The sequence below is a fragment of the Clostridium sp. genome, assembly GCF_036646415.1.
Lineage (GTDB): Bacteria > Bacillota > Clostridia > Clostridiales > Clostridiaceae > Clostridium_J.
This window is the reverse complement of the sequence record NZ_JAVXMF010000006.1, coordinates 1-26,564: the sequence shown is the minus strand read 5'-3', so window position 1 is coordinate 26,564 and position 26,564 is coordinate 1. Positions and strand designations below refer to the sequence as shown.

25 protein-coding genes and 1 pseudogene are annotated in these 26,564 nt (G+C 30.7%); 20 read left to right on the top strand and 6 right to left on the bottom strand.

Annotation, left to right across the window (positions count from 1 at the left end; translation table 11 throughout):
- The first annotated feature begins 106 nt into the window (after positions 1-106).
- Both RSD37_RS06140 and RSD37_RS06135 read left to right on the top strand, forming a co-directional pair.
- Complete coding sequence (locus RSD37_RS06140) at positions 107-1,945, top strand: sensor histidine kinase (protein WP_346945833.1); 1,839 nt, start codon at positions 107-109, stop codon at positions 1,943-1,945.
- A 149-nt stretch (positions 1,946-2,094) separates the two neighbouring features.
- On the top strand, positions 2,095-2,316 hold the full coding sequence (locus RSD37_RS06135) for a PC4/YdbC family ssDNA-binding protein (protein ID WP_346945832.1): 222 nt from the start codon (positions 2,095-2,097) through the stop codon (positions 2,314-2,316).
- A gap of 178 nt (positions 2,317-2,494) precedes the next feature.
- Here RSD37_RS06135 and RSD37_RS06130 read toward each other — a convergent pair whose 3' ends face one another.
- The 4 genes from RSD37_RS06130 to RSD37_RS06115 all read right to left on the bottom strand — a co-directional run bounded on the left by RSD37_RS06130 (position 2,495) and on the right by RSD37_RS06115 (position 6,790).
- Positions 2,495-3,853 (bottom strand): ABC transporter substrate-binding protein, encoded by a 1,359-nt coding sequence (locus RSD37_RS06130; protein ID WP_346945831.1) that lies wholly within the window; start codon positions 3,851-3,853, stop codon positions 2,495-2,497.
- A 134-nt stretch (positions 3,854-3,987) separates the two neighbouring features.
- Positions 3,988-4,833, bottom strand: coding sequence for a carbohydrate ABC transporter permease (locus RSD37_RS06125; protein ID WP_346945830.1), 846 nt, complete (start codon positions 4,831-4,833; stop codon positions 3,988-3,990).
- 2 nt (positions 4,834-4,835) lie between these two features.
- The gene (locus RSD37_RS06120) at positions 4,836-5,726 is read right to left on the bottom strand and encodes a sugar ABC transporter permease (protein ID WP_346945829.1); all 891 of its coding nucleotides are present in this window, start codon (positions 5,724-5,726) and stop codon (positions 4,836-4,838) included.
- A gap of 20 nt (positions 5,727-5,746) precedes the next feature.
- A complete protein-coding gene (locus RSD37_RS06115) occupies positions 5,747-6,790 on the bottom strand; it encodes an ABC transporter ATP-binding protein (RefSeq protein ID WP_346945828.1) in 1,044 nt (347 codons plus the stop codon).
- A 483-nt stretch (positions 6,791-7,273) separates the two neighbouring features.
- Between RSD37_RS06115 and RSD37_RS06110 the strand changes: the two genes are divergently transcribed.
- From RSD37_RS06110 to RSD37_RS06025, 18 genes and pseudogenes are all read left to right on the top strand, one after another.
- The gene (locus tag RSD37_RS06110; RefSeq protein ID WP_346945827.1) at positions 7,274-7,795 is read left to right on the top strand and encodes a GNAT family N-acetyltransferase; all 522 of its coding nucleotides are present in this window, start codon (positions 7,274-7,276) and stop codon (positions 7,793-7,795) included.
- A gap of 188 nt (positions 7,796-7,983) precedes the next feature.
- A complete protein-coding gene (locus RSD37_RS06105) occupies positions 7,984-8,937 on the top strand; it encodes a hypothetical protein (protein ID WP_346945826.1) in 954 nt (317 codons plus the stop codon).
- 483 nt (positions 8,938-9,420) lie between these two features.
- Positions 9,421-9,966 (top strand): CD3072 family TudS-related putative desulfidase, encoded by a 546-nt coding sequence (locus RSD37_RS06100; protein WP_346945825.1) that lies wholly within the window; start codon positions 9,421-9,423, stop codon positions 9,964-9,966.
- 62 nt (positions 9,967-10,028) lie between these two features.
- Positions 10,029-10,211 (top strand): hypothetical protein, encoded by a 183-nt coding sequence (locus RSD37_RS06095; RefSeq protein WP_346945824.1) that lies wholly within the window; start codon positions 10,029-10,031, stop codon positions 10,209-10,211.
- A gap of 258 nt (positions 10,212-10,469) precedes the next feature.
- A complete protein-coding gene (locus tag RSD37_RS06090) occupies positions 10,470-12,002 on the top strand; it encodes an MBL fold metallo-hydrolase (RefSeq protein WP_346945823.1) in 1,533 nt (510 codons plus the stop codon).
- 199 nt (positions 12,003-12,201) lie between these two features.
- Positions 12,202-13,062 (top strand): methyl-accepting chemotaxis protein, encoded by an 861-nt coding sequence (locus RSD37_RS06085; protein ID WP_346945822.1) that lies wholly within the window; start codon positions 12,202-12,204, stop codon positions 13,060-13,062.
- A gap of 540 nt (positions 13,063-13,602) precedes the next feature.
- Positions 13,603-14,400, top strand: a complete 798-nt coding sequence (locus tag RSD37_RS06080; RefSeq protein WP_346945821.1) for an ABC transporter substrate-binding protein — start codon at positions 13,603-13,605, stop codon at positions 14,398-14,400.
- Between the two features lie 97 nt (positions 14,401-14,497).
- Positions 14,498-15,145, top strand: coding sequence for an amino acid ABC transporter permease (locus RSD37_RS06075; RefSeq protein ID WP_346945820.1), 648 nt, complete (start codon positions 14,498-14,500; stop codon positions 15,143-15,145).
- 16 nt (positions 15,146-15,161) lie between these two features.
- On the top strand, positions 15,162-15,893 hold the full coding sequence (locus RSD37_RS06070; RefSeq protein WP_346945819.1) for an amino acid ABC transporter ATP-binding protein: 732 nt from the start codon (positions 15,162-15,164) through the stop codon (positions 15,891-15,893).
- Positions 15,894-16,013: 120 nt separating this feature from the next.
- Positions 16,014-17,216, top strand: coding sequence for an argininosuccinate synthase (locus tag RSD37_RS06065; protein ID WP_346945818.1), 1,203 nt, complete (start codon positions 16,014-16,016; stop codon positions 17,214-17,216).
- 43 nt (positions 17,217-17,259) lie between these two features.
- On the top strand, positions 17,260-18,546 hold the full coding sequence (gene argH, locus RSD37_RS06060) for an argininosuccinate lyase (RefSeq protein WP_346945817.1): 1,287 nt from the start codon (positions 17,260-17,262) through the stop codon (positions 18,544-18,546).
- Positions 18,547-18,596: 50 nt separating this feature from the next.
- The gene (locus RSD37_RS06055; RefSeq protein ID WP_346945816.1) at positions 18,597-19,319 is read left to right on the top strand and encodes a DUF434 domain-containing protein; all 723 of its coding nucleotides are present in this window, start codon (positions 18,597-18,599) and stop codon (positions 19,317-19,319) included.
- 201 nt (positions 19,320-19,520) lie between these two features.
- On the top strand, positions 19,521-21,101 hold the full coding sequence (locus RSD37_RS06050) for a hypothetical protein (RefSeq protein ID WP_346945815.1): 1,581 nt from the start codon (positions 19,521-19,523) through the stop codon (positions 21,099-21,101).
- A 170-nt stretch (positions 21,102-21,271) separates the two neighbouring features.
- A pseudogene (locus RSD37_RS06045) lies at positions 21,272-21,550 on the top strand (PfkB family carbohydrate kinase); the annotation flags it as partial.
- A 430-nt stretch (positions 21,551-21,980) separates the two neighbouring features.
- Positions 21,981-22,694 (top strand): Crp/Fnr family transcriptional regulator, encoded by a 714-nt coding sequence (locus RSD37_RS06040; RefSeq protein WP_346945814.1) that lies wholly within the window; start codon positions 21,981-21,983, stop codon positions 22,692-22,694.
- Between the two features lie 127 nt (positions 22,695-22,821).
- The gene (locus RSD37_RS06035) at positions 22,822-23,187 is read left to right on the top strand and encodes a cupin domain-containing protein (RefSeq protein WP_346945813.1); all 366 of its coding nucleotides are present in this window, start codon (positions 22,822-22,824) and stop codon (positions 23,185-23,187) included.
- Entirely contained in the window at positions 23,165-23,497 is a 333-nt protein-coding gene (locus RSD37_RS06030; protein WP_346945812.1) for a cupin, read from the top strand. The genes RSD37_RS06035 and RSD37_RS06030 overlap by 23 nt, the downstream gene beginning before the upstream one ends.
- A 238-nt stretch (positions 23,498-23,735) precedes the next feature.
- Complete coding sequence (locus RSD37_RS06025) at positions 23,736-24,245, top strand: DUF5698 domain-containing protein (protein ID WP_346945811.1); 510 nt, start codon at positions 23,736-23,738, stop codon at positions 24,243-24,245.
- Positions 24,246-24,329: 84 nt separating this feature from the next.
- On the opposite strand, the gene RSD37_RS06020 is transcribed toward RSD37_RS06025, so the two are convergent.
- Positions 24,330-24,860 (bottom strand): hypothetical protein, encoded by a 531-nt coding sequence (locus RSD37_RS06020; RefSeq protein ID WP_346945810.1) that lies wholly within the window; start codon positions 24,858-24,860, stop codon positions 24,330-24,332.
- 271 nt (positions 24,861-25,131) lie between these two features.
- A complete protein-coding gene (locus RSD37_RS06015) occupies positions 25,132-26,415 on the bottom strand; it encodes a DUF3794 domain-containing protein (protein ID WP_346945809.1) in 1,284 nt (427 codons plus the stop codon).
- Between the last annotated feature and the right edge of the window lie 149 nt (positions 26,416-26,564).

The window sequence follows — 26,564 nt, the reverse complement described above, 5'->3', positions numbered from 1 at the left end:
TGTTAAATTATATCAAATTATATTAATATATGTTAAAAATATGAAACAGAAAGTCAAAAGATTACGAATAAAATAAATCATTTTGCAATGTGGAGATGGATAAAATATGAAAAGTTTAAAGGAAAAATTTATGTTTCCAGTAATTTTAGTAGCTAGTATAGGATTATTATCTTTAGCAATAATAGCATATACTTTTTCTAAAGAAATAATTATTAATCATATTGAAACAATAGCTGAAGAGAAAGTGGAGAAATTAGTAGTAAATGTTGAAAATAAATTTGAACACTGGAAAGAAGAAATAGAAATAATATCCACAATGCATCTTGCACAAGCGTTAGATTATAATGCGATATTCAAATATGTAGAGGAGAATAAGAAGTTTTTTAAGGACTATGAAGTAGTTTTAATATCAGATATAAATGGTAACTATAGTGCAACAAATGGAGTATCAGGTAATATTAATGATAGAGAGTATTTTCATAAAACTATTAAAGGACAAACTATGATATCAGAGCCTATGATATCTAAATCTACAGGAAATCCTATTATTATAGTTTCAGCACCTATAAAAGATAATGAGGGTAAGGTTATAGGATTAGTAGCAGGAACAATAAATTTATTTGTTATCACAGATATTATCAATGATGAAAAATTTGGAAATTATGGATATGCCTATATGTTTGATTCACATGGAGCAACAGTAGCACATCCCAATGAGGAATATTTATTTAAAAATTCCAATAAAGATTTAAAAAATATTATTACTAGAATGACAATGGGTGAAGACGGAACTGAATATTATTACTATAATGGTGAGAAAAAATTAGTTTCATTTAAGCCCGTTAAATCTACGGGATGGTCTATAGGTATGTCTGCTAATTATCATGAGGTGACTAAAAGTTTAGAAATATTAAAATTATACGTTTTAATTACGTCTATTATAATAGTAATTTTAATAGGTGGAGTATTATATTTTCTAACAAATGCATGTGTTAAACCTATTAATAAATTAAAACAGTATATGGAAGTAGCTGCAAAAGGAGATCTTGCAGTTCAATCTGATATAAAGTGTAATGATGAAATAGGAGTTTTATCAAATAGTTTTAATATCCTTATAAAAGAAAATAAAAGATTATTAGAAGAAGCCCTTGAATATGATAAATTAAAAACTGAATTTTTTTCAAATATATCTCATGAATTAAAAACCCCTTTAAATATTATTTTTTCTACAATGCAGTTATTGTCTTTACACAGTAATAATCATGATTTAGACACTGAGAAATTAAATAAATATATAAATTTAGTAAATCAAAATTCTTATAGATTATTAAGGCTAGTAAATAATTTAATTGATATTACAAAGATTGATTCAGGATTTAAAGATTTAAATTTGCAAAATAAAAATATTGTAGAAGTTATTGAGAATATAACATTATCAACTGTTGATTATGTGAAAAGTAAATCAAGAGAAATTATATTTGATACAGAAATAGAAGAAAAAATTATGGCATTTGACCCAGAACAAATGGAAAGAATTGTATTGAATCTTATTTCAAATGCAGTTAAGTTTACAAATCCAAATGATAAAATAGAAGTTAAGATACAGGATAAAAAAGAAAGTATTTTAATATCCGTAAAAGATACAGGTATAGGAATTTCAGAAGACAAACAGCAAATAATATTTGAAAGATTTAGGCAAGTAGATCAATTATACATTAGAAGAAATGAGGGAAGTGGAATAGGTTTATCACTGGTTAAGTCTTTAGTTGAAATGCATAATGGTAACATTTATGTTATAAGTAAATGTGGTGAAGGAACAGAATTTATCATTGAAATACCTGTTAAACTGGTTTCAAAAGAGGAGAATCAATCGTTCATAGAAGAATTCATACCACAATGTAATGTAGATAAAATTCATATTGAATTTTCAGATATATATTCATAGAATATAGAAAGCACCATTCAACCTTCATAAACTCAGGTTGGTGACATTTCACCCTGGGAAAATAAGATTTTCTATTAACATTACTTCACTATTATCATAAAAACCTATATAATAATCCTAATAATAATTTTAGATAGGTGGAGATCATAATGGCAGAGATTAAATATGAAATAGAAAAAGAATTTGGAACTATAGCAGAATCATCTAAAGGCTGGAAGAAGGAATTAAATCTAATAAGTTGGAATGATAAAGAACCTAAGTATGATTTAAGAGAGTGGGCACCGAACCATGAGAAAATGGGTAAGGGTGTTACTTTAAGTGTAGATGAGTTGAAAAAACTTAAAGAGATTCTTAATGACATGGATATATAATAAGTTTATACTGGAGAATGACACAATTTTAAAGGGGGGGTCATTTTTTATATTAGCAAAGTTAAATTAAATATCAATAAAGAGCAATAGAAAAGGAGCTATTCTGAAATAAGTTCCTCTATGAATACAGGACCTTTACCTCAGTAACTCCTTTTCAGTTATAATATTATGAAATTGGCTAGTTGCTTGCAGCCTTTTCCATTGCATCTTTACCATTCTTTTGGGCATCTTTTAAAGCATCTTCAATAGACTTTTCTCCACTAAATACTAAGTCTAATTGCTTTCCTAATTCATCTAATGCATTGATACCACCAATGTTTCTAGTTCCTTGGAAACCTTTGTCCATGCAATCGAATGAAAGTTGTTTTATTGGTTTTTTTGCTAATATTTCTTTAAACACAGGATCTTCTTGTGCTGATTTTCTTACTGGAATGTAACCTGTTTGAGAAGCAAAGTAAGCTGTGTTTTCTGTGCTTGTTAAGAATTTTATGTACTCCCAAGCTGCTTGTTTTTGCATGTCAGTAGATGTATTAAATACTGCAACGTTTGTACCATAGTATAATTGATCATCAGTAAGATTTCCTGGTAAAGCTGCTGCATCAATTGTAATACCTTCAATAGTACTCTCTTCTATATAAGGAAGTGCTGATGTAGATGCTACGCACATTGCTGCACGGCCATCTTGTAATGGTACGTTTGCATTAGAGTCATCTCCAGCTAAACGAGCTGTTTTATCTTTCATCATACCATTTAAGAATTCAACTGCACTCTTTGTTTCTTTTGTGTCAAAGTATAGTTCATTTGTCTCTTCATTCATTGTTGCTCCACCAGCTTGTTTTAACCATGGTGCAATATCTGTAGAAAGATTGTTTGCAAATACACAACCATATACTTCTGGTTCACCATTACCATCTTCATCTACAGTAAGTTTCTTAGCTGCCGCTGCCCATTCGTCCCAAGTAGTTGGGATTTCAATACCTGCTGCTTTAAACATTTCTACATTATAGTAAAGTACCATTTGGCTCTTGTTGAAAGGCATAGCAAATTGCTTTTCATTCCAAATACCATCAGCTAAGAACATTTCAGGAATATCTGAGTAATCCTTATCTGTAAAACCTATTTCTGAATCTTTCATATATGGTGTTAAGTCTGTTACTAAATCTTTAGAAACGTACCATGAAAGACGATTCGAATAAACCTGTGAAATTGTAGGCATTTGTTCAGCTTTTGCTGATGCCATTAACTTGTCAAATAAATCTAGATATTTCCCTTGATTTTCTAACTTTACAGTAACATTTTCGTTTTGCTTCATGAAGTCAGCTGTGATTTTTTTTATTGCCTCTTCATTGGGACCACTCATTGCATGCCAGAATGTAATTTCTACCGGTTCTGTTACCTTTGTTGCAACTGATGTTGTCTCCTGCTTAGTTCCTGTTGATTCTTCTGAAGTATCTTCTGTCTTTTTCCCACATCCTACCATTGCAGTAGCCATAATTGACATGGCTAATAGTAATGATAATATTTTTTTCTTTTTCATTGTTTAATCCCCCTATTATTCTAAAAATATATATTATAAAAACAAATTAATTTTAAAATCAATCTATCTTTAAAATCAAAGTTTTTTACTAGAAAATATTTATTAATCCCTATATTTACTTATTAATATTTAAATTATCCTTTTAGTCCCGATTTACTAACACCTTTTATAATATACTTTTGTGTAAATAAGTATAAAATGATAATAGGTGCAATCATAAGAACAGAGAAAGCCATCAATATGTTGTACCTTGTCCCAGCTTCAGTTGAAAAAGCTGCTAAAGCAACTGGTAAAGTACGCATTTCACTGGTATTGGTTGTAATCAATGGCCACATATAAGAGTTCCAACTATTAATAAATTTTAATATGGCAATAGACACTAAGGTTGGCATAGATACTGGAACCAATATTGTAAAAAGGTAACGAAAATCAGAGCAACCGTCAATCTTTGCTGATTTATAATATGAATATGGAACAGTTGAAAACTGTTGTCTAAGTAAAAATATTGAGAAAATACTAGCACACCATGGTAAAATCAATGCTTTATAACTATTAATCCAACCCAAATTACTTAATGTAACATAGTTTGGAATCATTAAGATTTCGCTAGGCACCATCATAGTTGCTACTAAAATAATAAATAATATATTTTTAAAGCGAAATGGTATATATACAAAAGCATATGCTGCTAATATTGTGGTAAATAATTCTCCTAAAGTAACACAAACAGCTACAAAAATACTATTAAATAAATATTTTTGAAATGGTACTGTTTTTAAAGCTTCTTTAAAGTTTTGCCACATAATCTTGGAAGGAATCCATTTTGGTGGCATAGATAGCACTTCATTAGATGGTTTTACCGAAGTTAATAGCATCCATATAAAGGGCAACAATACCCATATGGCACCAATAATCAAAATAAAATAGGATAAGATATGTACAACTGAAACTTTTTTATTTTGTAACTTGCTAGTTTTCATATCTAATCCTCCTTAAATGCTCTTGAAAATACAAACTGAATAACAGTTAGTATTAATATCACAAGAAATAAAATAAATGCTGCTGCTGATGCCGTTGAAAATTCCCAATGTCGATAAAATTTATCAAAAATATAATAAACTATTGTCAAACCGCTTTGTAGAGGTCCAGGCTTCTGGCTATATAAAATGTACACCTCATCAAATAACTTAAAGGCACCAATAGTAGATGTAATAGATAGAAATGCTATAGTAGGCTTTAAAATTGGAATAGTTATATTCCATATTCTGCGTAACTTAGATGCTCCATCCATTCTGCCTGCTAGTTCATAACGATTGTCCACACCTTGAAGACCAGCTAAAATAATAATAATTTTATAACCAAGACCCTTCCATATACTTAAGGCTACTAAAATAGGTATAGTCATTCTGGGATCTGTAAGCCAACTCATCTTAGCCATTCCAAATACCCCTAAGAAAGCATTTGTCAGTCCATAATCCTTATTAAGCATCCATCTCCATACAATAGATACAGCTGTCGTTGAAGTAACAAATGGTAAGAAATACACACTTCGAAAGAATTTCTGAAATCTAATACTTGAATTTAATATCAAAGCAATTATTAAAGCTACAACAATTCCAAGTGGTGCAGCAAAAAATGCAAAAATACAAGTGTTTTTAAGTGCCAAAAGAAATTCTCCATCCTTTAGTACATAAATGAAATTATCTAACCCGGTTTCATATACTGTATCTGTTAAATAATCAAACTTTGTGTAAAACCCCATCATAAAGGACTTAAAAATAGGATAAAACTGAAACACCCCAATTATAACCAATGCAGGCATAAGATACAGAATTGCTCTCATATTATTATTTTTCAATTCAAATCTTTTCATATGCAGAATTCTCCTTAAATCTATCTGAATACATGTATACGCCTAATTGCAAAATCTACATGGTCTCCAATATCATAATTGTGATCCCAACTTACACAGGCTGTTAAGGTTATATTCCCCACTGAAAATTTAATATAAACCTCTTTCCCAAGAGTTTGAATACTTGTAATTATTCCTGCTAAATTGCTTTTACTCTCAGACAAAATTAAATCCTCTGGGCGAATTCCTAATACTAGGTTGTCACCCTGATGTTTTTCCAAATTATAAATGTGCTCTCCATGTATTGGTATCTTTTTATCAGCTGGTTTTATAAAAAGATTTTCATTCTCTAAAGTGCCATCTATAAAATTCATTGGTGGATTGCCTAAGAATCCTGCCACAAATTTATTTCTTGGCTCTGTATACATTTCCTTAGGTGAAGAATACTGTTGTAAATTACCGTTATTTAGTAATAATATCTTATCTGAAATGCTAAGGGCTTCTTCTTGGTCATGGGTAACAAAAATAGTTGTAATCTGTAGCTTCCTTTGCAAATTTCTAATTTCATCTCTAAGCTCAATACGAAGTCTAGCATCTAGATTAGATAGTGGTTCATCTAGCAACAATATTTTAGGATCTTTTACTAATGCCCTAGCAATTGCCACACGTTGTTGTTGTCCCCCTGATAATTTAGAAGGCTTACGATTTAATAACTCTTCAATCTGCAAAATATTCGCTACTTCCCTTACCTTTTCTTCTCGTTGTTTTTTCTTCCACTTACGCATCTTTAAGGGGAATTCAATATTTTCACTAACAGACATATGTGGATAAAGTGCATAGTCTTGGAATACCATTCCAATATCCCGATGTTCTGCTTTAACATCATTTACATTTACACCATTAAAATATATATTGCCATTTGTTGGTTTATCTAGACCTGCAATCATGGACAATGTTGTACTTTTCCCACAACCACTTGGTCCTAATAGGCATACTAAGCTTCCATCCTCAATTTCAACGTTTAGCTTATTAACTGCCAATACCTCTTTATACTGCTTTGACATATTTTCTAATTGTATTTTCATGGCTTCATACCTCTAATCAATTTCAATAGTACCAAGAACTTCGAATATATCAGTCTCACTCATATATTCCTTTATTTATAATCTCTTTTTTATTATAATAAACAACTTTTGAAGCTGTATTTGATATATAATGACTTAAAAAACAAATTTCTTTCTATTTATAATTCCCATACTGAATATACTAACTGCCAGTTTATTTCCTTACAGTAATTTTCAATATAACATATATTTTTAAAAACTGGAAATTCAAAATAATTATAATTATAGAGTCATCTATAGAAAATTCCTATAATGCCTATGATTTTATAGTAATCCATTGGAGGTGGATACTTACGTATTAGACTATATGACAAGTGGATATTATGAAAAGTTTTATAAGTGGGAAGTCTATAAGGTGGATTGCTACCTAAATTAAATTTATAGACAGTAATCCATCTTTACTTCTATTGAGTTATTTTTTAGTATTGAAAGGTGGAAAATAAAATGAATTTAAGAAACATACACACAGATAGGTTAATGTTAGTACCTGTAACATTGGAAATAACTAAATCTTTATTAGCTGGAAATAGTAAAGAAGTTGAGAAACTTGGAATTAAAACAGATAAAAAATGGCCTAGAAAAGATACAATGGATATTTTACCTATTATAAATAATTCATTAGAAAGGGATAAGATACCAAGTGGATTTGAATTTTGGATGATTGTAAAAAAAGATAATATGCAAGTAATTGGCGATATAGGTTTTCATGGAAAACCTAATGAAAAAGGCGAAGTTGAAGTTGGATTTGGATTAGTAGAACATGAAAGAGCAAAAGGTTTTGGTTTTGAATCTTTAAATGCTATTATGGATTGGTTAAGTTTTAAAGAAAGTGTTAAAGTTATCAAAGCGGATTGTTTAATTAATAACAAACCTTCTGCCCGCATATTAGAAAAGGCTGGCATGAGAGAAATTAATAGAGACCGCTATTTAATTTACTGGGAATTCATTAAACCAGTATCCCAATAATTAAATTTTGTTAAATATAACTTTTGAAAATTATACTCATAAATGTAATGATTATTATTTAGAATCACATAATCATAAATTGGTTGTGTGATTTCTTATATTACAAAGTTAAGTTTATAGAGGAATAATGAATACTTTGGTTGAATATATTACAATGAGTTAAATTATTACATTTGAAGGATGAGGTTATGAAAAGCATTTATAAATTCAGTATTGGTATTATTATGTGTGCAATGATAATTTTAGTAGCTTGTAGAAATGAAGCACCGACTCAAGAAGGAGATAAGATATTTACATATACATCTACTCCTAGTGACGAAGATAATTTTTCTTATGGACAGTTTTCCATTTGGTGTCCTGAAAATATAAAAACCTATAAGGGTATATTATACTTGGGAGCTGGTTATGAATATAGCAGTATACCTATGATGGACGAAGCGAAGTGGCAGGATATTGCAAGAGAAAATGAGTTTATTTTATTGACTTCACATATGAAAAGCCGAACAGAAGCGGATTCTGACATAGCATACTGGCAGGCAGAATATGGATCAGGTCAAGAAATGCTGAATGCTCTAGGATATTTTGCAAAGGAATCAAATCATCCTGAAATAGAGCATGCACCATTAGCCATGTGGGGTTTTTCTGCTGGGGCACAGTTTAACTATCATTTTGCTTGTTGGAACCCTGAGAGGGTCATTACATTCATTGCTGTAAAAGGTGGATATTATTTTTCAGAACCCAGTAATGAAACATTAAAAATACCTGCATTGTGGTTTACTGGAGAATATGATTTGCAACGGAGGATAGATGCAGTTAATGAATTGTTTGATAAAAATATAAAAAATGAACCACTATGGTGTTTAGCAAATGAACCAGACTCTGAGCATGAAATCGGGAAAACAGATGAGTTAGCCATTCCATGGTTAAATGAAGTTATTAAACAAAGATTACCCGAAAAAGTAAATGCAACAAAGGGACCTATTATATTAAAAGATATAAATCAATCATCTGTTTGGCTAGGAGATAGAACGGATGGCTATATAGCTCCTATTTTAGAACATAAAGGGGATAAAAAAAGTTCTTCATGGATTCCTAATGGAGATCTAGCAAAAATATGGACGGAGTTTCATTTGCATAAGTAACATCTATAGCAAAAACCCTTGGACTTTTGTAAGTTCAGGTGGTGTCATTTTCCACTGTGGATATAGTGAATGCCAGGGTCAAGCACTTTCTACAAGGAGTGTGAAAAACATAAGCTTAATAATATCCAATTGGGAAAAGAGAAATTTTCTAGTAATATATTTAGTAATTAAACTGTGATAAAGTTAAAAACTTTATTGCAGTTTTTTGTTGTATTAGGGGTTGCTATATAAGAGCAAGTGATTTCAACCTTGGTGAACTCAAGTTGGATATAGTTCTCGGGGGTGGTAGTCATTGTAAGTGGGAAGCATTGGACCGTTTATCAATGGTTAAAGAAGCTTGATTATGAATTGTGGGGGTTATAGAAATTTGCTATAGACGGGTTTAGTACCATCAGTATTTTTAATTTCAAAACTTTTACAATGTGTGTTATATTTAAAAAAGATGCAAGATAATAGAGTGTTATCTATACAAGGAGGTTAATTGTGGAGAAAAAGAAAATTGTTTTTGTAAGTCATTGCGTGTTAAATACAGCTTCAAAAGTTGTTTATAATGTAAAAAAGGGGATTACTGAAGAGGAGATAGCAAGAAAGAATTTTTTATGTGAAGCAATTAAAGAAGATATACATATTATTCAACTACCTTGTCCCGAATTTAACTTATATGGATCTAATCGTTGGGGACATACAAAGGAGCAATTTGATAATCCATTTTTCAGAGATAGCTGTAGAAAAATGTTAGAACCTTATATACTACAAATTAAGGAGTATGTAAATTCATCGGATAAATTTGAAGTCCTTGGTATTATTGGTATTGATGGAAGTCCGAGCTGTGGTGTAAATGTTACATGTTGCGGTGAATGGGGTGGAGAATTTTCGAGCCACGATGATATTAATGGGGTAATACAAAGAGTTCATGTAAAGAAAGAAAAAGGTGTTTTTATAGAAGTGTTAGAAAGCCTGCTTCAGGAAAACGGAATAGATATGATAATGGTTGGGTTAACGGAAGGAGTGCATAAAATAATTATATAAATATAGGGAGGCTTATATATTTATATGGTGGTCTTACAGGAACTATATCTGATGTTGCAGTAATGTGGATAAAACAAAGTGGAGCAAGTATTTTTACCGCTTCTTTTATTCCTAAAGTATTTAACAATCTTATTGATAAGATTGGAACTTGTGTAATTCTTTATTTTGTTATTTCAGCGTTGCCTGCAACTTTTAAACCACAGAATTTTATGGAGTTCAATGTGACTAAATCTATAGACAGTTAGTAAAGTGTAGTAACTCCTCACAAATACCATGAAACCCACGACAAATTATCGTGGGTTTTCTTATAGAAATAAATCGAAGACAATCTAGTCATATTATAATATATTTGATATAATAGAAAAAATATCTGAATTTTCAAACAGATAAGAACGGGTATAGAATAATGCTAAAAACACTCTTACCCAATGAAAAATAAAAGCCAATACTGAGATGATTAACAGCATAAAACAAGTATTTGCAAGAAGAAGAGGAGGGTTATTATGAAAGTTCAATTCTATGGAGCCGCAAAAACTGTTACAGGTTCATGTCACATTTTACACATAAATGGAAAGACTGTTTTGCTTGATTGTGGTTTATACCAGGGCAGAGATGAAAAGGAATTTGGAAATGAGGAATTTGATTTTAATCCTAAAGATGTAGATTATGTTATTTTATCACACGCACATATAGATCATAGTGGAAGAATACCGCTACTCTATAAACACGGCTTTAAGGGGGATATTTTCTCAACTGAAGCAACAAGGGATTTATGCAGCATTATGCTTCCTGATAGTGGACATATTCATGAATCTGAGGTTGAGTGGAAAAATAGAAAAAGAGCACGTCAAGGGTTAAACCCTATAGAACCACTTTATACAGCGAAGTTGGCTGAGTTGTCTATTTATCTTTTTAGAGAATTTCCCTATGATGAGATGATAGAGGTTTTTGATGGGTTAAAAATAAGATTTAGAGATGCGGGGCATCTTTTGGGATCTGCTATTGTTGAATTATATATTACAGAAAAATATCAAGAAGAAGTAAAACTTGTGTACAGTGGTGATTTGGGCAATATAAATAAGCCAATTATAAAAGATCCAACTATCATCAATTATGCAGATTACTTGATAATAGAAACCACTTACGGAAATAGGGTTCATCCTGAGATGAAAGAAAATTTAAAGGAGTTATTGAAAATAATTAAAGAGACCTTTGCAAGAGGTGGAAATGTTGTTATACCTTCATTTGCAGTGGGTAGGACTCAGGAGATTTTATATGAGTTAAATAAATATGTAGAAAGTGAAGAGTTGAAGGATATTCAAGTTTATATCGATAGTCCTTTAGCTATTGAAGCAACAAGGATATTTGAAAGCTGCAATGAGGGTTATGATGAAGAGGCTAAAGCATTTTTAATGAAGGGAGATTATCCGTTTAGATTTGATGGTTTGAGATTCTCAATTTCTGCACATGATTCATCTGCTATAAATAAAATTCAAAGCGGGGCAATAATTATTTCTGCAAGTGGTATGTGTGAAGCAGGTAGAATAAAACATCATCTTAAGCATAATTTGTGGAGAAAAGAATCATCAATTGTTTTTGTAGGATATCAAGCACAAGGTACATTGGGTAGAAATATATTGCAGGGTGCAAAACAAGTTAAGATATTTGGAGAACCCATTACTGTTAATGCTCATATTTATAACCTAGAGGGATTATCAGGACACGCTGATAAAAATGGATTATTCAATTGGATAGATAGCTTTATGGAAAAGCCAAAGGAAATTCTACTTGTTCATGGAGATGAAGAAGCGCAGGAAAACTTTCAACAGTTATTGGATTCAAAGGGTTACAACTCTAGAATAGTTGAAAGTGGAGAGGAATTTTATATCAATGAAAGAAATGATAAAAATAGTAAAAATCTAAGGACCAGATTAATAAAACACATTAAATCAATAAAAAATATTGAAAGATTAGAAAAAGAAAAATTACTTGATATTATAAAAGATTTTATTTGCGATGAAGAGGAATCTAAATAATATTATACTATAAAAAGAGTAGATATAAAACCAACCTCATTAAGGGGTTGGTTTTTGTAGTGGGATACTTTAAGATTTCATAGAAAATTTGATTTCCTGCAAATGGTAGGGTACAGATGGAAAAGGGTATTTATAATAAAATTCTATGTGATATAATTATTATGAAAAGTTAGATAATTCATGGGGTGGGGGGAAAAAAGTGAATAATAAAATATCGTTAAAAGAAGCCGAAAATACAAACAATAGAAACAATGTAATAAGTAGTTTTGAAGAAATATTAGATCAGTTACCTGCATTATTTGAGGATGAAATTTCTTTTACATTGACAGATAATGAGCGTTTTGTTAAGTTTGTTGAAAGTAAAAATATGCCTGCATATTCTGAAGTTGGAAAAGTAATTCCTAAGGGTGAAGCATTAAGGGAAGTTATGGAAAGTGGTAAAATAAAAGCTTTCACAGTTGATAATTATAATAATATGAGTATTAGAGTAGTTGCAATCCCAATAAGGGATAATCATGGTAACATAGTAGGTGCAATATCCTATGGTAAAAATTTAGAAAACAGTATTAAGGTATCTAAAATGTCTGCGGACCTATCAAATGCAACTGCATCTATACTAAAAGTGGCAAATGAAATTAACAGTGATATACAGAATATTAGAGAAATAAACACTAAGGTTGTAGAAGAAGTAAAAATCACTTCAAATCAATGCAACAATACAGATAATATAATTGACTTTATTAAGGGAGTAGCAAACCAAACCAATCTTCTAGGGTTAAATGCAGCAATAGAGGCTGCTAGAGCAGGTGAATTTGGAAGAGGATTTGGGGTTGTAGCATCTGAAATAAGAAAGTTGTCTGGATCTAGTACCCAGTCTATAACTGAAATTAATACTATACTGAAAAGTATTAAGGATTCAGTAAAAGTAGTAGAAACCAGTATTGCTATTTCTATGATTTCAGCTGAAAAACAAGAAAAAGCTTTGACTGAAATAGTACATTCTGTAAAAGAGTTGAATAGAAGTGCAGAAATTTTAGCAAAAATGGCAAGTAAATTATAGAAAGTAAATTATTGAGCAATTTTCACCATACTTTATTATTGATATAAAAACCTATATAATTAGTTGATATTGGATAATGACACAATCATAAATTGGTTGTGTCATTTTTTTTATACTAATAAAGCAAAATTCAATAGAAGAATAATGGATAGATTGACTGAATATATGGAGTCACTGGTACAACTGTACCTTGGGAATTTTCAGGAAATAAGGGATGAAATGGAAGTTGTGAGTTTGTAACAAATGGTGATGACAATAATATTGAGGATGGAATTTTGTTATTACAAGAGATGAGTGAAATCAATTGCTTTGACAAGTTTCCATTGTTTTATATGCATAAATATTTAAAAACAATGAATAAAAATAAGAAAAAAGTGTTGCGTTATTATAAAAACCAATATATAATAAGTAAAAACAAGCTAGTTAAATCAACAATATACACTAAAAAATAATTAAAAAACAAGGAAAAGACGGAAATGAACATTGTGTATAACAATGTATAAATATTCATACATATACTATAAATGAGGAGTGGTACAAATGAAAAAAATCATGTCAATTATATTAATAGTTACTATGGTGGGGACATTACTTGTAGGATGTGGCCCAAAACAGAAAAAATTAAATTCTCTAGAAGCAGTTCAACAGGCGGGTAAATTAACTATAGGATTAGATGATTCTTATCCTCCAATGGAATTTAGAGATTCTAAAAATAATTTAGTAGGTTTCGATGTGGATTTAGGAAATGAAATAGGGAAAAAATTAGGTGTTGAAACAGAGTATACTACTACAGATTTTAATGGAATAATTTTAGCTCTTACCTCATCAAAATTTAATATTATACTTTCAGGTATGAGTATTACAGATAAGAGAAAGGAAAATATAGATTTTTCAGATACTTATGCAATGGGCGGACAAGTTGTTGCTATAAAACGAGGGAATACATCAATAAAAAATTTGGAGGATTTAAAGGGGAAGGTTGTAGCTTGTCAGCTAGGATCTACAGGAGATAGTGCAGCGACGGCAATGGAAGGATTAAAAGAGGTTAAAAAGTATGACAAGATTACAGAGTCATTCCAAGAGTTATCATCTGAAAGAGTAGATGCAGTTATTATGGATGCTCAAGTTGGTGGATACTATGTAGCAAAGAAACCAGGTGAGTATGAGGTTTTAGATGGCATGATTAGTGAAGAACCTATGGGAATTGGATTTAAGAAAGAAGATAAGGAATTAAAATCAGCAATACAAAAGGCTCTTGATGAACTTGAATCAGATGGAACTCTATCTAAGCTTTCAGAAAAATGGTTTGGATTTGATGCATATAAGAATAACAAGTAGCCAACAATTAATAATTATTAGTTATAAAAGACAAACATTAGGGGGATAACAATTAATATTTGTTATCTATCCCAGAGGAATACTAGGGGGAACAAAAATGGATATAAATATTTTAAAGGAGATGTTCCCGGTGTTATTAAAAGGAAGTTTAATAACTATGGAGCTAACTCTTATATCAGTAGTACTTGGAAGTTTAATAGGGATGGTTACAGCTTTACTAAAACTTTCTAAAAATAAATTAATGGTTACTATAGCAGGTTTTTATACCTGGCTATTTAGAGGAACACCTATGCTACTTCAATTATTTGTTTTCTATTATGGGTTGCCATATATAGGTATTAAATTTACACCTTTTCAAGCAGCCGTAATAGGACTTAGTTTAAATTCAGGAGCTTACATGGGAGAAATAATAAGAGGTGGAATACTTTCAGTAGACAAAGGGCAGTTTGAAGCTTGTAAGTCATTAGGTTTCACTTATTTTGATACTATGAAAAAAGTAATATTACCTCAAACCTTCAAAATAATTATTCCATCTGTAGGTAATGAGTTTATAACAATGCTTAAGGATACCTCTTTAGTGTCTACTATAGCTATGGTAGAAATTATGAGATCAGCACAGCTTCTATATGCCTCAAGCTTTAGACCTATGGAAGCTTTCTTTATAACAGGATGCTTGTATCTTTTTATGACAACAATTTTTACTACAGTATTTTCATACTATGAAAAAAGACTGTCAGTATATTAAGTAGAGGTGAGATGGAATGTATATGATAGAGACTAAAAATTTAACTAAGAAATTCGGCTGCCTAACGGTATTTGAAGGTTTAAATGTAACAGTTGAAAAAGGAGAAGTATTAGTTGTAATAGGACCTTCTGGTTCAGGAAAAAGTACATTTTTAAGATGTCTAAATCACCTTGAAGAGCCTGATATGGGAGAGGTTTTTATTGAAGGCGAAAGGCTGAATGTTAAAAATAAAAAGCATATGAGAAATATTATTGAAAAAGTAGGAATGGTATTTCAAAACTTTAATCTTTTTTCTAATATGACTGTGCTCCAGAATGTAATGGAGGCTCCAATTACAGTTAAGCATGAAGCCAAAGCTGAGGTGTTAAAGAGAGCAGAAGTAATTATTGAGAAGGTAGGTCTTAAAGAAAAATTAGAGAGTTATCCATCAAAATTATCAGGAGGGCAAAAGCAAAGGGTAGCCATAGCAAGAGCACTGGCTATGAGACCTGACATAATGCTCTTTGATGAACCTACTTCTGCCTTAGATCCAGAGTTAGTTGGAGAGGTTTTAGGAGTAATGAAGAATCTTGCAAAAGAAGGAATGACTATGGTGGTTGTAACCCATGAAATGGGATTTGCTAAAGAAGTGGCAGATAGAGTAATTTTCATGGATGGAGGGAAAATAGTAGAAGAGGGAACTCCAAAAGAATTTTTTACTGCTCCTAAAGAGCAACGTACTAAAGAGTTTTTAAATAAAATACTTTAGATAGAAGCTATGGGATGACGAATACTTAGTTTCAAATTAATAAACATGATTATTTAGCAAAAATTAGTGATTCACTAATGATATTAAAATATAAAAACAAATGTGGAAGGGGATAAAAAAATGAAAGAAAAAGTAGTCTTAGCGTATTCAGGGGGATTAGATACCTCTATAATAATAACTTGGCTTAAGGAAAACTATGATGTGGATGTTATAGCAGCTTGTATTAATGTTGGTCAAGAAGACGATATGAAGGAAATTGAAAAGAAGGCTTTAAAAGCAGGGGTAGAAAAAATTTATATTGAAAACGTGACAGCTGAATTCATAAAAGATTACGTATTCAAAGGAGTTAAAGCAAATGCTTTATATGAAGGTAAGTATTTATTAGGTACATCTTTTGCAAGACCTTTAATAGCTAAAAAGCTTGTGGAAATTGCTCATAAAGAAGGGGCAAAATATATATGCCACGGATGTACTGGTAAGGGAAATGACCAAGTTAGATTTGAAGTTGGCATAGCAGCTATAGATCCTTCTATAAAGATTATTGCTCCTTGGAGAATTTGGGATATAAAATCAAGAGAAGATGCTATAGATTATGCTAATGCTAAAGGTATAGAAATATCAGTTACTAAGGAAAAGATATATTCAAGAGATCAAAATTTATGGCATATAAGTCATGAAGGTGGGGATATTGAAGATCTAAAAAATGAACATAAACAAGATATGTATCTTATGGTTACACCTCCAGAAAAAGCTAAAGATGAACCGTCTTATGTAGAAATATATTTTGAAAATGGAATTGCGAAGAAAATAGATGGTAAAGAGTTAGAGCCAATAGATATTGTTACAGTATTAAACAAAATTGGTGGGGAAAATGGAATAGGTGTTATAGATTTAGTAGAGAATAGACTTGTGGGAATGAAATCAAGAGGAATATACGAAACCCCTGGTGGTACTGTACTTTACGCAGCACACAAAGAACTAGAGGAAATAACTTTAGATAAGGATACATTGCACTTTAAATACTTAGTATCACAAAAATATGGACAGTTAGTTTATGATGGACTTTGGTTTACTACTATGAGAGAAGCACTTGATGCATTTGTAGATAAGACTCAAGAAACTGTAACAGGTACTATTAAACTAAAGCTTTATAAGGGAAACATCATGGTAGCAGGTAAAGAATCACCTAATGCTCTTTATGATGAGAGTGTATCTTCGTTTGGTGCAAGTGACCTATATGATCATAAGGATGCAGAAGGATTTATAAATTTATTTTCATTGCCAAGTAAAATTAAAGCATACAAAAATTTAAATAACATTTAAGAGATTATAAAATCTATATAATATTAAGCGGGGAGTTGTATATATGAAACTTTGGGGTGGAAGATTTAAAGAAAAGGAAAGCAAACTTATGGAGGACTTTAATAGCTCTTTAAGCTTTGATAAAACATTGTATTATGAAGATGTTGTGGGCAGTATAGCTCATGTTAAAATGCTTGCTAAATGTAGTATTTTAACTGATGAAGAATTTAAAACTATAGTTAATGGACTCAATTCTATTCTTTCAGATATTGAAGGGGGTAAATTAATAATTGAAGGTAACTATGAAGATATTCACAGTTTCATGGAAATACAACTCACAAAACGTATAGGTGAGGTAGGTAAAAAACTTCATACAGCAAGAAGTCGAAATGATCAGGTTGCAGTGGATATGAGATTATATTCAAAATATAAGGCTAAAGAAGTTATTGGAAATTTAGATATTGTTTTAGGTACTATTGAAAAATTAGGCAATGAAAATGCTGTTATAATGCCAGGTTATACACATCTACAAAGAGCCCAACCGGTAACCTTCAAACAACATATTATGGCATATTATAATATGCTAAGTAGAGATAGAAAAAGACTTATGAGCGCTATTGATATTATGGATGAAAATCCCCTTGGATGCTGTGCTTTGGCAGGAACAACCTATGATACAGATAGAGGTGTTACTACAAGAGAACTTGGGTTTAAAAAACCAGTAGATAATTTTATGGATGGAGTAAGTGATAGAGATTATTTATTAGAACTTTTATCTGCCTTTTCTATAATAATGATGCATCTTAGTAGATTAAGTGAGGAACTGATTTTATGGAGTACTAAAGAGTTTGATTTTATTGAAATTAGTGATGAATTTTCTACTGGTAGCAGTATAATGCCACAAAAAAGAAATCCAGATGCAGCAGAGTTAATAAGAGGGAAAACCGGAAGAGTCTATGGAGATTTAATAAGTTTACTTACCACTATGAAAGGGATTCCATTGGCCTATAATAAAGATATGCAGGAAGATAAGGAGCCCTTCTTTGATGCAGTTGATACAGTTTTAAAATGCTTAAAAGTAATGAATGGGATGATAAGTACTTTAAAAATTAAAAAAGATAATATGTATAATGCAGTTAAAAGAGGCTTTTTAAATGCTACGGAAGCTGCGGATTATCTTGTAAATAAGGGAATGGCATTTAGAGATGCCCATGAAGTTATAGGGTCTATTGTTATATATTGTGAACAAAATCATAAGGCTATAGAAGATTTAAATTTAGAAAAGCTTAAGAGTTTTAGTGCTTTATTCCAAGAAGATGTATATGAATTTATAGATTTAAGATTTATTTAATAAAAGTTCATGAATTTAAAGTAGAAAATTATAATATGAAGGTGAAGATTATGAGTAAAGCTACTAGAAGAGGATATGTTCCAACAGATGAAAAGGAATTTGGAGATAAGTATAGTGAAAAATTATATAAAGCAGGAGAAAATTTATTGTATCTTTTAAATGAAGGTTACAAGATAAAGGGAGCTTCCACTTTTGTAGGAAATCACTATCTTTTATCTGAAAGGCAGAGACTTGCGTTAGTAAGAGGAATATCTAAGAGTGAAGATATTAGAAGAAGAAAATCTAAAGAAGTTACTGATTCTTTAGTCGGAAAAATAATACATATAGATGGTTTCAATACAATAATAACTCTAGAAGTTGCTTTATCTAATTCATTAATTATAAAATCTATGGATGGGACTATAAGAGATTTAGCAGGACTTAGAGGTACATATTCAGTTATAGATAAAACGGAGATTGCAATTAAGCTAATAGGTGAAAGGTTAGCAGAATATAAAGTTGATAAAGCTATATTTTATTTGGATTTGCCAGTTTCAAATTCAGGTAGATTGAAGATGAAAATCTTAGAAGTATTGGAGAACTTGCAATTTGAAATAAACGTAGAAAATATTAATAATGTAGATAGTGCATTAGAAACAAAAGAGAATGTGGTATCTAGTGATGCAATTATCCTTGATAAATGTAAGAGTTGGATTAATATGAATAGATATATTATAGATGATAAGATATTATATGCTAATTATGTAGATTTTAACGAATTAAATGTGAAATAGAAAAAGAATGGTGGTATAAGCTTTGAAGTGTTTATACCACCATTTAAAGTTTTAGGCTTCCTTTGTGCGAACATCTTTTTTTATTATAAGTATAGAGAAAACTATATTTTCTCCAAGTGAACAATTATTATTAGGTAACTTTTGTTGAATTAAGTACAACCTATCTGTAAGCGACATATATTGCTAATAGGAGGGGACGTTATGTATAGTTTTAAAAATATTACACCGACAAATGGATTCGATTTTGATAATTTAAATAATGCAAGACAAAATAATTATGCATGGTCTATGGCAGAATTAGATGATTATATTTATGTAGGTACTGGTCGTAATATTCCACTACTAGTTCTTCAATCTATTGAAGGTAGTATCAATCCACCTTCTTTATTAGAACCAACTCCACAGGATAATCTAGCTGAAATTTGGAGGTATAAGAAAGATGGAAGTCGTCCATGGAAGAGAGTTTATAAAGCTGAAATAGGTTCAGGAATTACAGGCTTCAGATTTATGATATCCCATAGACCAGCAGGTGGTGCTCCTTGTATTTTTGCGGCTACCTTTGGAACTCAAGTTAAAATATTGAAATCAACTAATGGATGCAATTGGTTTGAAATGCCGTATGCAACTTTAGAAGGAACTTCTTCAAGAACTATGGTTGTTGTTAAGGGTAAATTATATGTATCTACTGTAGATGATATAAATTCAAGTGATACACCGTTGCTTTATAGTAGTAAAGATCCGGAATATTATCCTTGGAAAGATGTAATAGATGCTAGTAATCCATCTTTTGATCCGGATAAAAATCCTAAGGGTGCTATAACCAATATGGCTGTATTCAATAATAAACTTTATGTTGCAACAAGTTCTTCTGATGGTGCTCAGGTATGGAGAAGTGAAGGTGAAGAGCCAAGATTAAATGAGTGGATACTTGTAGTAGATAAAGGGTTTGGTGATTCTGCAAATAAATATGTTCTAAGTATAGGCGTGTTTAAAAATTATCTTTATGTAAGTGGAACTAAACCATTGCCATTAGCGTGGGCTATACCTCTTGGTTGCGACATCATTAGAATTAATAAAAATGATAATTGGGAATTAGTTGTTGGAGGAAAACCTTTAATTCCATCTATTCCGTCTAAGGGAAGTAGAGGAGAAAGCATATCAGGTCTTGGATCAGGTTTTAACAATCCGTTTAATGTATATGCATGGCAAATACAGGAGTATAAAGGTGAATTATTAATATCAACCTTTGATGATTCAAGTAATATGGAGGTTATATTAGATACTATTCTTGGAAATAGAATTGCTATCGAATCACTAATTGGGGTGGATGCTACTAAACTAATAATTAAATCTTATGAAGGTGTTGTTAGAATATTAGCTAGAGTTAGGTATCCAATTGGTTTTGATTTGTATGTTTCCCAAAATGGAAAGACATTTGAGCCAGTATTAAAAAAAGGCTTAGATAATCCTAATAACTATGGTGGAAGAATATTATTTGTAGATTGCGAAAATAAATTATATCTTGGTACGGCAAACCCATTCCAAGGTTGTGAAGTTTGGGATGTTAAATATAAAGAAGAAGATTGTTGCTGTAATAATAGAATGCCTAAAGTTTATTACAGTGAATTAAATGCAAGTGAACTAAACGAATTAAACGAATTAAATGTAAATGAATTAAATGTAAGTGAAGAAATAAGAAAGCATTTTAAATTTTTACAAGAGAATTTATTGGAAATTGTTAAACTTTTTCCAAGTGAAACCTATCATAATTTTGTTAAATAATATTATTATGATAAGCATTTCTTATAGTCTTAATAAAATATAAAAAGACTAAAAAATTCAAGTTAAAACAATTAGCCAGGAGTAATCCTGGCTTTATCAATTGCAATCCTGGTGATTTATTGATAGTTTTTTTAGAGATAATATAGATGTGAATTTTGTTTTTGAAGATGAAAAAGAGTCAACGGGAATGGCTATTATTTCCAGCTCCAGCTAAGGCTATTAAAGAAGAACTTTTAAAAGTTACAGATATAATAGTTCCAAATGAAACAGAAGCAGAACTTATAACAGGAATTAAGGTAGAGAGCATAGAGGATGCTGAAAGAGCAGGGAAAGTTTTCTTAGAAAAAGGGGTGAAATTTGCAATAATAACTTTAGGATCTAGAGGAACAGCGGTAATAGGAGCAGATTTCTGTGAATTAGTTCCAGCTTACAAAGTAAATGCAATAGATGCTATCGAAAAAGGTGAAATGAAAGCAACTGTAGCACAACAACCAGATTTAATTGGAGCTTTAGGTGTTGAAATTACAGAAAAAATATACAATGGTGAAGCAATTGAAAAATTAATAGCTGCAGACTTAAAGATAATAAGTAAATAACTTCAAGGGACTGTCTAAAGTTGAGTATGTTTTAAACCTATGTTAAAATTAGACTTATATTACTGTAGGTAGTAGTTTTAACATTTACATAAAACGAAGTAGTAACCTTAATGCCTTACTTAGTAGAGCGAAAAACAGTGAAATAGATATTTACAAATTCTAATTGGAATTAATAAAATCAATTAGAATTTTTTTATCCTAAATAAAGTGAAATTTAATAAATATTGTGTTACTATTTGGATTAAATAGAAATGAAGTTTTAAAATTAAGGGGGAAATATATTTTGAAAAAGGGTAGTTGCTGTGAAATGTGTGCAAGTCGGTTATATGCTAAAGAGGTACCTATATTTGAGTCCCTTTCACAAGGTGAGCTAAATAGAATAATAGATATAAGAGAACACATGAGTTTTAAAAAAGGCGAGATCTTATTTCTAGAGGGGGAACTAGTTTCTAAACTTTTTATAATAAATGATGGTATAGTAAAAATAACCAAAAACACAGTGGAGGGTAAAGAGCAAATAATTAATATATTAACTGTTGGAGACTTTTTTGGAGAAAGTAATATATTGGGGAATACAGCCGAAAGTAATGTATCTGCAATAGCAGTCAGGGATACTGAGTTATGTACTATATCTAGAAAAGATTTAGAAGTTATTTTATATGATAATCCAACTATATGCTTAAAATTATTAGCGGAATTAAATAAAAGATTAGTGGATATAGAAAATTTAACTAAGTATTTGTCTAGTAATAATCCTGAGGCTGGAATATGTTGTATGATTCTAGAATTTGCAGATAAGTATGGCATAGAGATTAACGGAGAATTAGAGGTAGCATTACCATTAAATAGAGAAGAGATGGCTAATTACTGTGGGATAGCACGAGAAACCTTAAGTAGGAAGCTGACATCTTTAGATAAGCAAGGAATAATTAAACTTGTTGGAACTAAGAAAATTATAATTAAAAATATAAAGGAATTAGAGGAATTAATAATATAAATATTAGAGATTTTTAATTTATAGGTTTTAAATTTGATTTAAATCACATAATAAAGTTAGTATTTAAAGTATCATGAGGATATAAAGATTAGATACAAAAATAAGTGATATAAAGGAGAGTTTAATTATGCAAGAATTAATAAAAAATATCGAGAAGGCAAAAAATATAGATTTTGATAGTTTAGTAAGTTGTAAAGAGGGCCAAATAGAAACTGTGACTTTAGCTCAAAAAAAGGGTATAGGTTTAACTGCTTTAGCATTTGGTAAAGGTGAAGGTGTAGGTCCTCATGCAGCTAAGGGAGATGCTCTAATTTATATACATCAAGGTGTGGCAACAGTAAAAATAGGTGATGAAACAATGGAAGCATCTAAAGGTCAAATTGTAGTAATGCCAGCAAATGTTCCTCATCAAGTTACAGCTAAGGAAGATATGAAAATGCTACTTATAGTTGTTAAAGAGGAGGTAGGCCATGAAATATTTAAGAAACATTAAGCCTTTTGATCCAGTTGCCATGAATGCTATGGTACAACATACAGGGAATAAAATAGCAAGTAAAGCATTAATAGATAATGAAAATACAGAGATAAGATTTTTCTCCTTTGCAAAAGGTGAGAGCATAGATAAGGAATTTTATGAAATGGAAACATTATTTATTATGATTGAAGGTAGTGCCAAGGTTTTGTATAAAGAAGATGAAGAAGTAATAATGAATGCAGGAGACATGGTAGCAATGGAATCAGATATAAACTATGGTATAGAAGCACTAACGGATGTAAAGTTATTTAATATATTAGTAAAGTGATTTATGTTCTAAACCCCCAAAAGAGCCTCTGTGGGCTCTTTTTTCTTTTTATCCATAATCCATAAAATAATTATTTATTCTTCTACTAAAGGTGTATATTTTAAAAGGTGATATTGGGAGCGGAGAAAAATATCCTCCTCAATAACAATACATTATTTGCTATCTACCTAAAAAAATGTATAATAAGTCTAATAAATATGTTAATATAATTTAAAATGAGATAAGGAGAGGAAAAGTTATGATATATTTGATGATATTTGTGGCAAAATTGATAGAGGTTGCATTAGGAACTCTTAGGATGGTATTTATAACAAAGGGTGAAAGAGTAAAGGGAGCTTTAATATCATTTGTAGAGATTTGCATATGGATAATAGTTGCAGGTAATGTGCTAAATGGTATATCAGAGGATATTTTCAAAGGTGTTGCATATGCGTTGGGATTCTCAGTAGGATGCTACTTGGGTAGCTGGCTTGAAGAGAAAATTGCTCTTGGAACAGTTACTTTGAACATAATATTAGGAGAAAGCAGTAGTCAGGTTGTTGCCGATAAGTTAAGAGATATAGGCGTTGGATATACTATGGTAGATGCTCATGGGCAAGTAGATAATAACATACTAATTATTGCATATATACCTAGAAATCGTAAGGTGGAAGTGGTATCATCCTTAGAGGAATTAGATGTTAAGTTCTTTGTTTCTGCAGCTGAAACAGGTAGCATTCAAGGTGGCTATGGATTTAAAAGAAGATAAAAATTTGGCTTCAATATAGAGAGTGAATATATTTGGTTTATTATACAAATATATTTACTCTCATTTAGTTTGTAATAGCTATCATTAAAGATTTGACATTGAGGCATCTTCACAGATTGGAGACCTACATTTTTTTTTGACGGTAATATAAATTAAATATTTTTCTGATAATTTCCAGCCAATTAATTTGCAAGAATTACATAGTGAATTAATGCAAGAAAAATTAGAGTATATTACACTGTTTATAGAGGTATGAACCGCATAGTCATTAGGACAAGTGGATGTGTCATTACATGGATAGGATATAAGACATTGGAATGGGGTATTATAGCACTTAACAACATGATGTAAATTTCCACCGTATTTATCTACTGAATCATATATTATTTTATTATATATTACTCCTGATATTAAAATCTTATCACAAAGTACTTTTTCAGCCCAAACATCAGTATATCTTTTTATAGAATAAGATGAATTAAGGAGTATGGGTGGATATAGTTTTGTTTCACCATTTAGAAGTAGATCATGAGAGATTTGGGGAGCAAAAGGTGTATTATCATATTCACATAATTTTGTGAAGTTTTCATCAGATGTATTATTCAAATATTCCATAAAGTGTTAACTCCTTTAATTATAATTAAACTTACATAGTTTTAGAATATAGCTTTAAAATATAGTTTTAAAATGTGGTTTTAAAATATAGTTTTAAGATATAGTTATTGATATTATATGAGTTTAAACTTTAGCTGGTGCAAAGGAAGTAAGGTATAGGGTAATAATTAAGGTGATTATAAAAAGGGACTCGGAATTTATCCAAGTCCCAAGGATACTACTAGTTAAATTTTATCTAAAAGATTTTATTACTTCTTAGACTGGTATAAGCCTATGGGCAAGTTCCAGCGCAACCAGCTTTTTTAACTGTAACTTTAATTACTTCTTTCTCAACATATTTCCATCCAACAAGTTGCCCAGTACTATGGTGTTTTCCAAAACACGCTACTCTTGAATAAACTACATCTTCAATAGCTGCATTTATTTCATAAGGAGCATTTGGAGAACAACAATTTTCACAAGGTATATCTATAAAGCAACTAAAAGGAACATCATCACATCTTACAACACCTTGTAATGGATTTCCACAGTCATCTACAGAATTATAGGTTATCTTTTTATGAAGAACTCCACAAATTAGAATTTTTTCTGCAATAACTTTTTCAATTCTTACATCAAGCTTTCTAGTAACTACAGGAACAGAAGTCATTAAAGCTGGAGGTACAAGTTGAGTTTCATGCTTTAGAACTACCTGACAAGAAAGTTGAGGATTAGCCTCTGGGCAGCAGCATTGTTTACATCCACTACAAGCAAAGTCAATTAGATTTAAAGCAAATAAAATAGCAGCAAAAGGTCCAAAGATTACATGGAAGGCAAAGTCATGTCCTGTAACAATTATATTACCATTACCATATTGTGCTAAAATAGTTGCTGGTTGTGCAGCGGGATTAGTGGTTATAGTTTTAAAGGCAGGATCAATTGGACCAAATACAGCATGAATAGAGTTATTCCAGCCACTCATGGTTGCATTTGTTAAATTATTCATAAGAGGACTAGTAGGGTCGGTAATAATAACTGTATTAGTATCATTAGTATTAAGATTATTAACGCTTAGTGGTAAATATCCATAAGGGTTTGTAGCATTATTAGTAGATTGTGAAATTATAGTTCCACCACAATTTATCCATCTTGCTATAATATCCTTATAAACTGTAAGTCCAGTTACTATATTTTGATTAACTTGCCAATCTACTATTATAACAGAATAATCATCTATATTATTTATAAAAGGTGATAGTGTCTGCGCAAATGGTGTAGCTCCGATTGGAAAAACTATATCGTAGTTTAAATTAGGATTGTAGAAAGTTTTGAGTATAGCTAAAGCTGCTGGTAAATAAAAAGCTGGACCTTGAGATACAGCTAAAATTTTACAGGTGCTTAGTGCAGGTGATTGTCTTAGCTCTGGAGAGTTACGTTGATTTGGTTTCTCTTCTAACAAGGCTACTAGCTCAGGGGTGTTTTCTAGTAACTTTCTAAATTTATCAATGTCACAAGTGCTTGTATCATTCATCTCTTCGAGATTGGTTTCTAATATTTTAATGATATGATCTATCATATAAATTACTCCTTAAAATTTTATATTACCAATAGAATATCCATCGACAATATCATAATATGAAAATTATTATAAATAGTTCATATTATAGGTGATCCTGAATTATTCACCGAATTTATTTTAAGAGGATTTTTGAAGAATATTTCCTC

Coding starts and splice junctions, on each gene's coding strand:
- RSD37_RS06140 (WP_346945833.1), top strand. CDS start 107: ATGAAAAGTTTAAAGGAAAAATTTATGTTTCCAGTAATTTTAGTAGCT.
- RSD37_RS06135 (WP_346945832.1), top strand. CDS start 2,095: ATGGCAGAGATTAAATATGAAATAGAAAAAGAATTTGGAACTATAGCA.
- RSD37_RS06130 (WP_346945831.1), bottom strand. CDS start 3,853: ATGAAAAAGAAAAAAATATTATCATTACTATTAGCCATGTCAATTATG.
- RSD37_RS06125 (WP_346945830.1), bottom strand. CDS start 4,833: ATGAAAACTAGCAAGTTACAAAATAAAAAAGTTTCAGTTGTACATATC.
- RSD37_RS06120 (WP_346945829.1), bottom strand. CDS start 5,726: ATGAAAAGATTTGAATTGAAAAATAATAATATGAGAGCAATTCTGTAT.
- RSD37_RS06115 (WP_346945828.1), bottom strand. CDS start 6,790: ATGAAAATACAATTAGAAAATATGTCAAAGCAGTATAAAGAGGTATTG.
- RSD37_RS06110 (WP_346945827.1), top strand. CDS start 7,274: ATGAATTTAAGAAACATACACACAGATAGGTTAATGTTAGTACCTGTA.
- RSD37_RS06105 (WP_346945826.1), top strand. CDS start 7,984: ATGAAAAGCATTTATAAATTCAGTATTGGTATTATTATGTGTGCAATG.
- RSD37_RS06095 (WP_346945824.1), top strand. CDS start 10,029: ATGTGGATAAAACAAAGTGGAGCAAGTATTTTTACCGCTTCTTTTATT.
- RSD37_RS06090 (WP_346945823.1), top strand. CDS start 10,470: ATGAAAGTTCAATTCTATGGAGCCGCAAAAACTGTTACAGGTTCATGT.
- RSD37_RS06080 (WP_346945821.1), top strand. CDS start 13,603: ATGAAAAAAATCATGTCAATTATATTAATAGTTACTATGGTGGGGACA.
- RSD37_RS06075 (WP_346945820.1), top strand. CDS start 14,498: ATGGATATAAATATTTTAAAGGAGATGTTCCCGGTGTTATTAAAAGGA.
- RSD37_RS06070 (WP_346945819.1), top strand. CDS start 15,162: ATGTATATGATAGAGACTAAAAATTTAACTAAGAAATTCGGCTGCCTA.
- RSD37_RS06065 (WP_346945818.1), top strand. CDS start 16,014: ATGAAAGAAAAAGTAGTCTTAGCGTATTCAGGGGGATTAGATACCTCT.
- argH (WP_346945817.1), top strand. CDS start 17,260: ATGAAACTTTGGGGTGGAAGATTTAAAGAAAAGGAAAGCAAACTTATG.
- RSD37_RS06055 (WP_346945816.1), top strand. CDS start 18,597: ATGAGTAAAGCTACTAGAAGAGGATATGTTCCAACAGATGAAAAGGAA.
- RSD37_RS06050 (WP_346945815.1), top strand. CDS start 19,521: ATGTATAGTTTTAAAAATATTACACCGACAAATGGATTCGATTTTGAT.
- RSD37_RS06035 (WP_346945813.1), top strand. CDS start 22,822: ATGCAAGAATTAATAAAAAATATCGAGAAGGCAAAAAATATAGATTTT.
- RSD37_RS06030 (WP_346945812.1), top strand. CDS start 23,165: ATGAAATATTTAAGAAACATTAAGCCTTTTGATCCAGTTGCCATGAAT.
- RSD37_RS06025 (WP_346945811.1), top strand. CDS start 23,736: ATGATATATTTGATGATATTTGTGGCAAAATTGATAGAGGTTGCATTA.
- RSD37_RS06020 (WP_346945810.1), bottom strand. CDS start 24,860: ATGGAATATTTGAATAATACATCTGATGAAAACTTCACAAAATTATGT.
- RSD37_RS06015 (WP_346945809.1), bottom strand. CDS start 26,415: ATGATAGATCATATCATTAAAATATTAGAAACCAATCTCGAAGAGATG.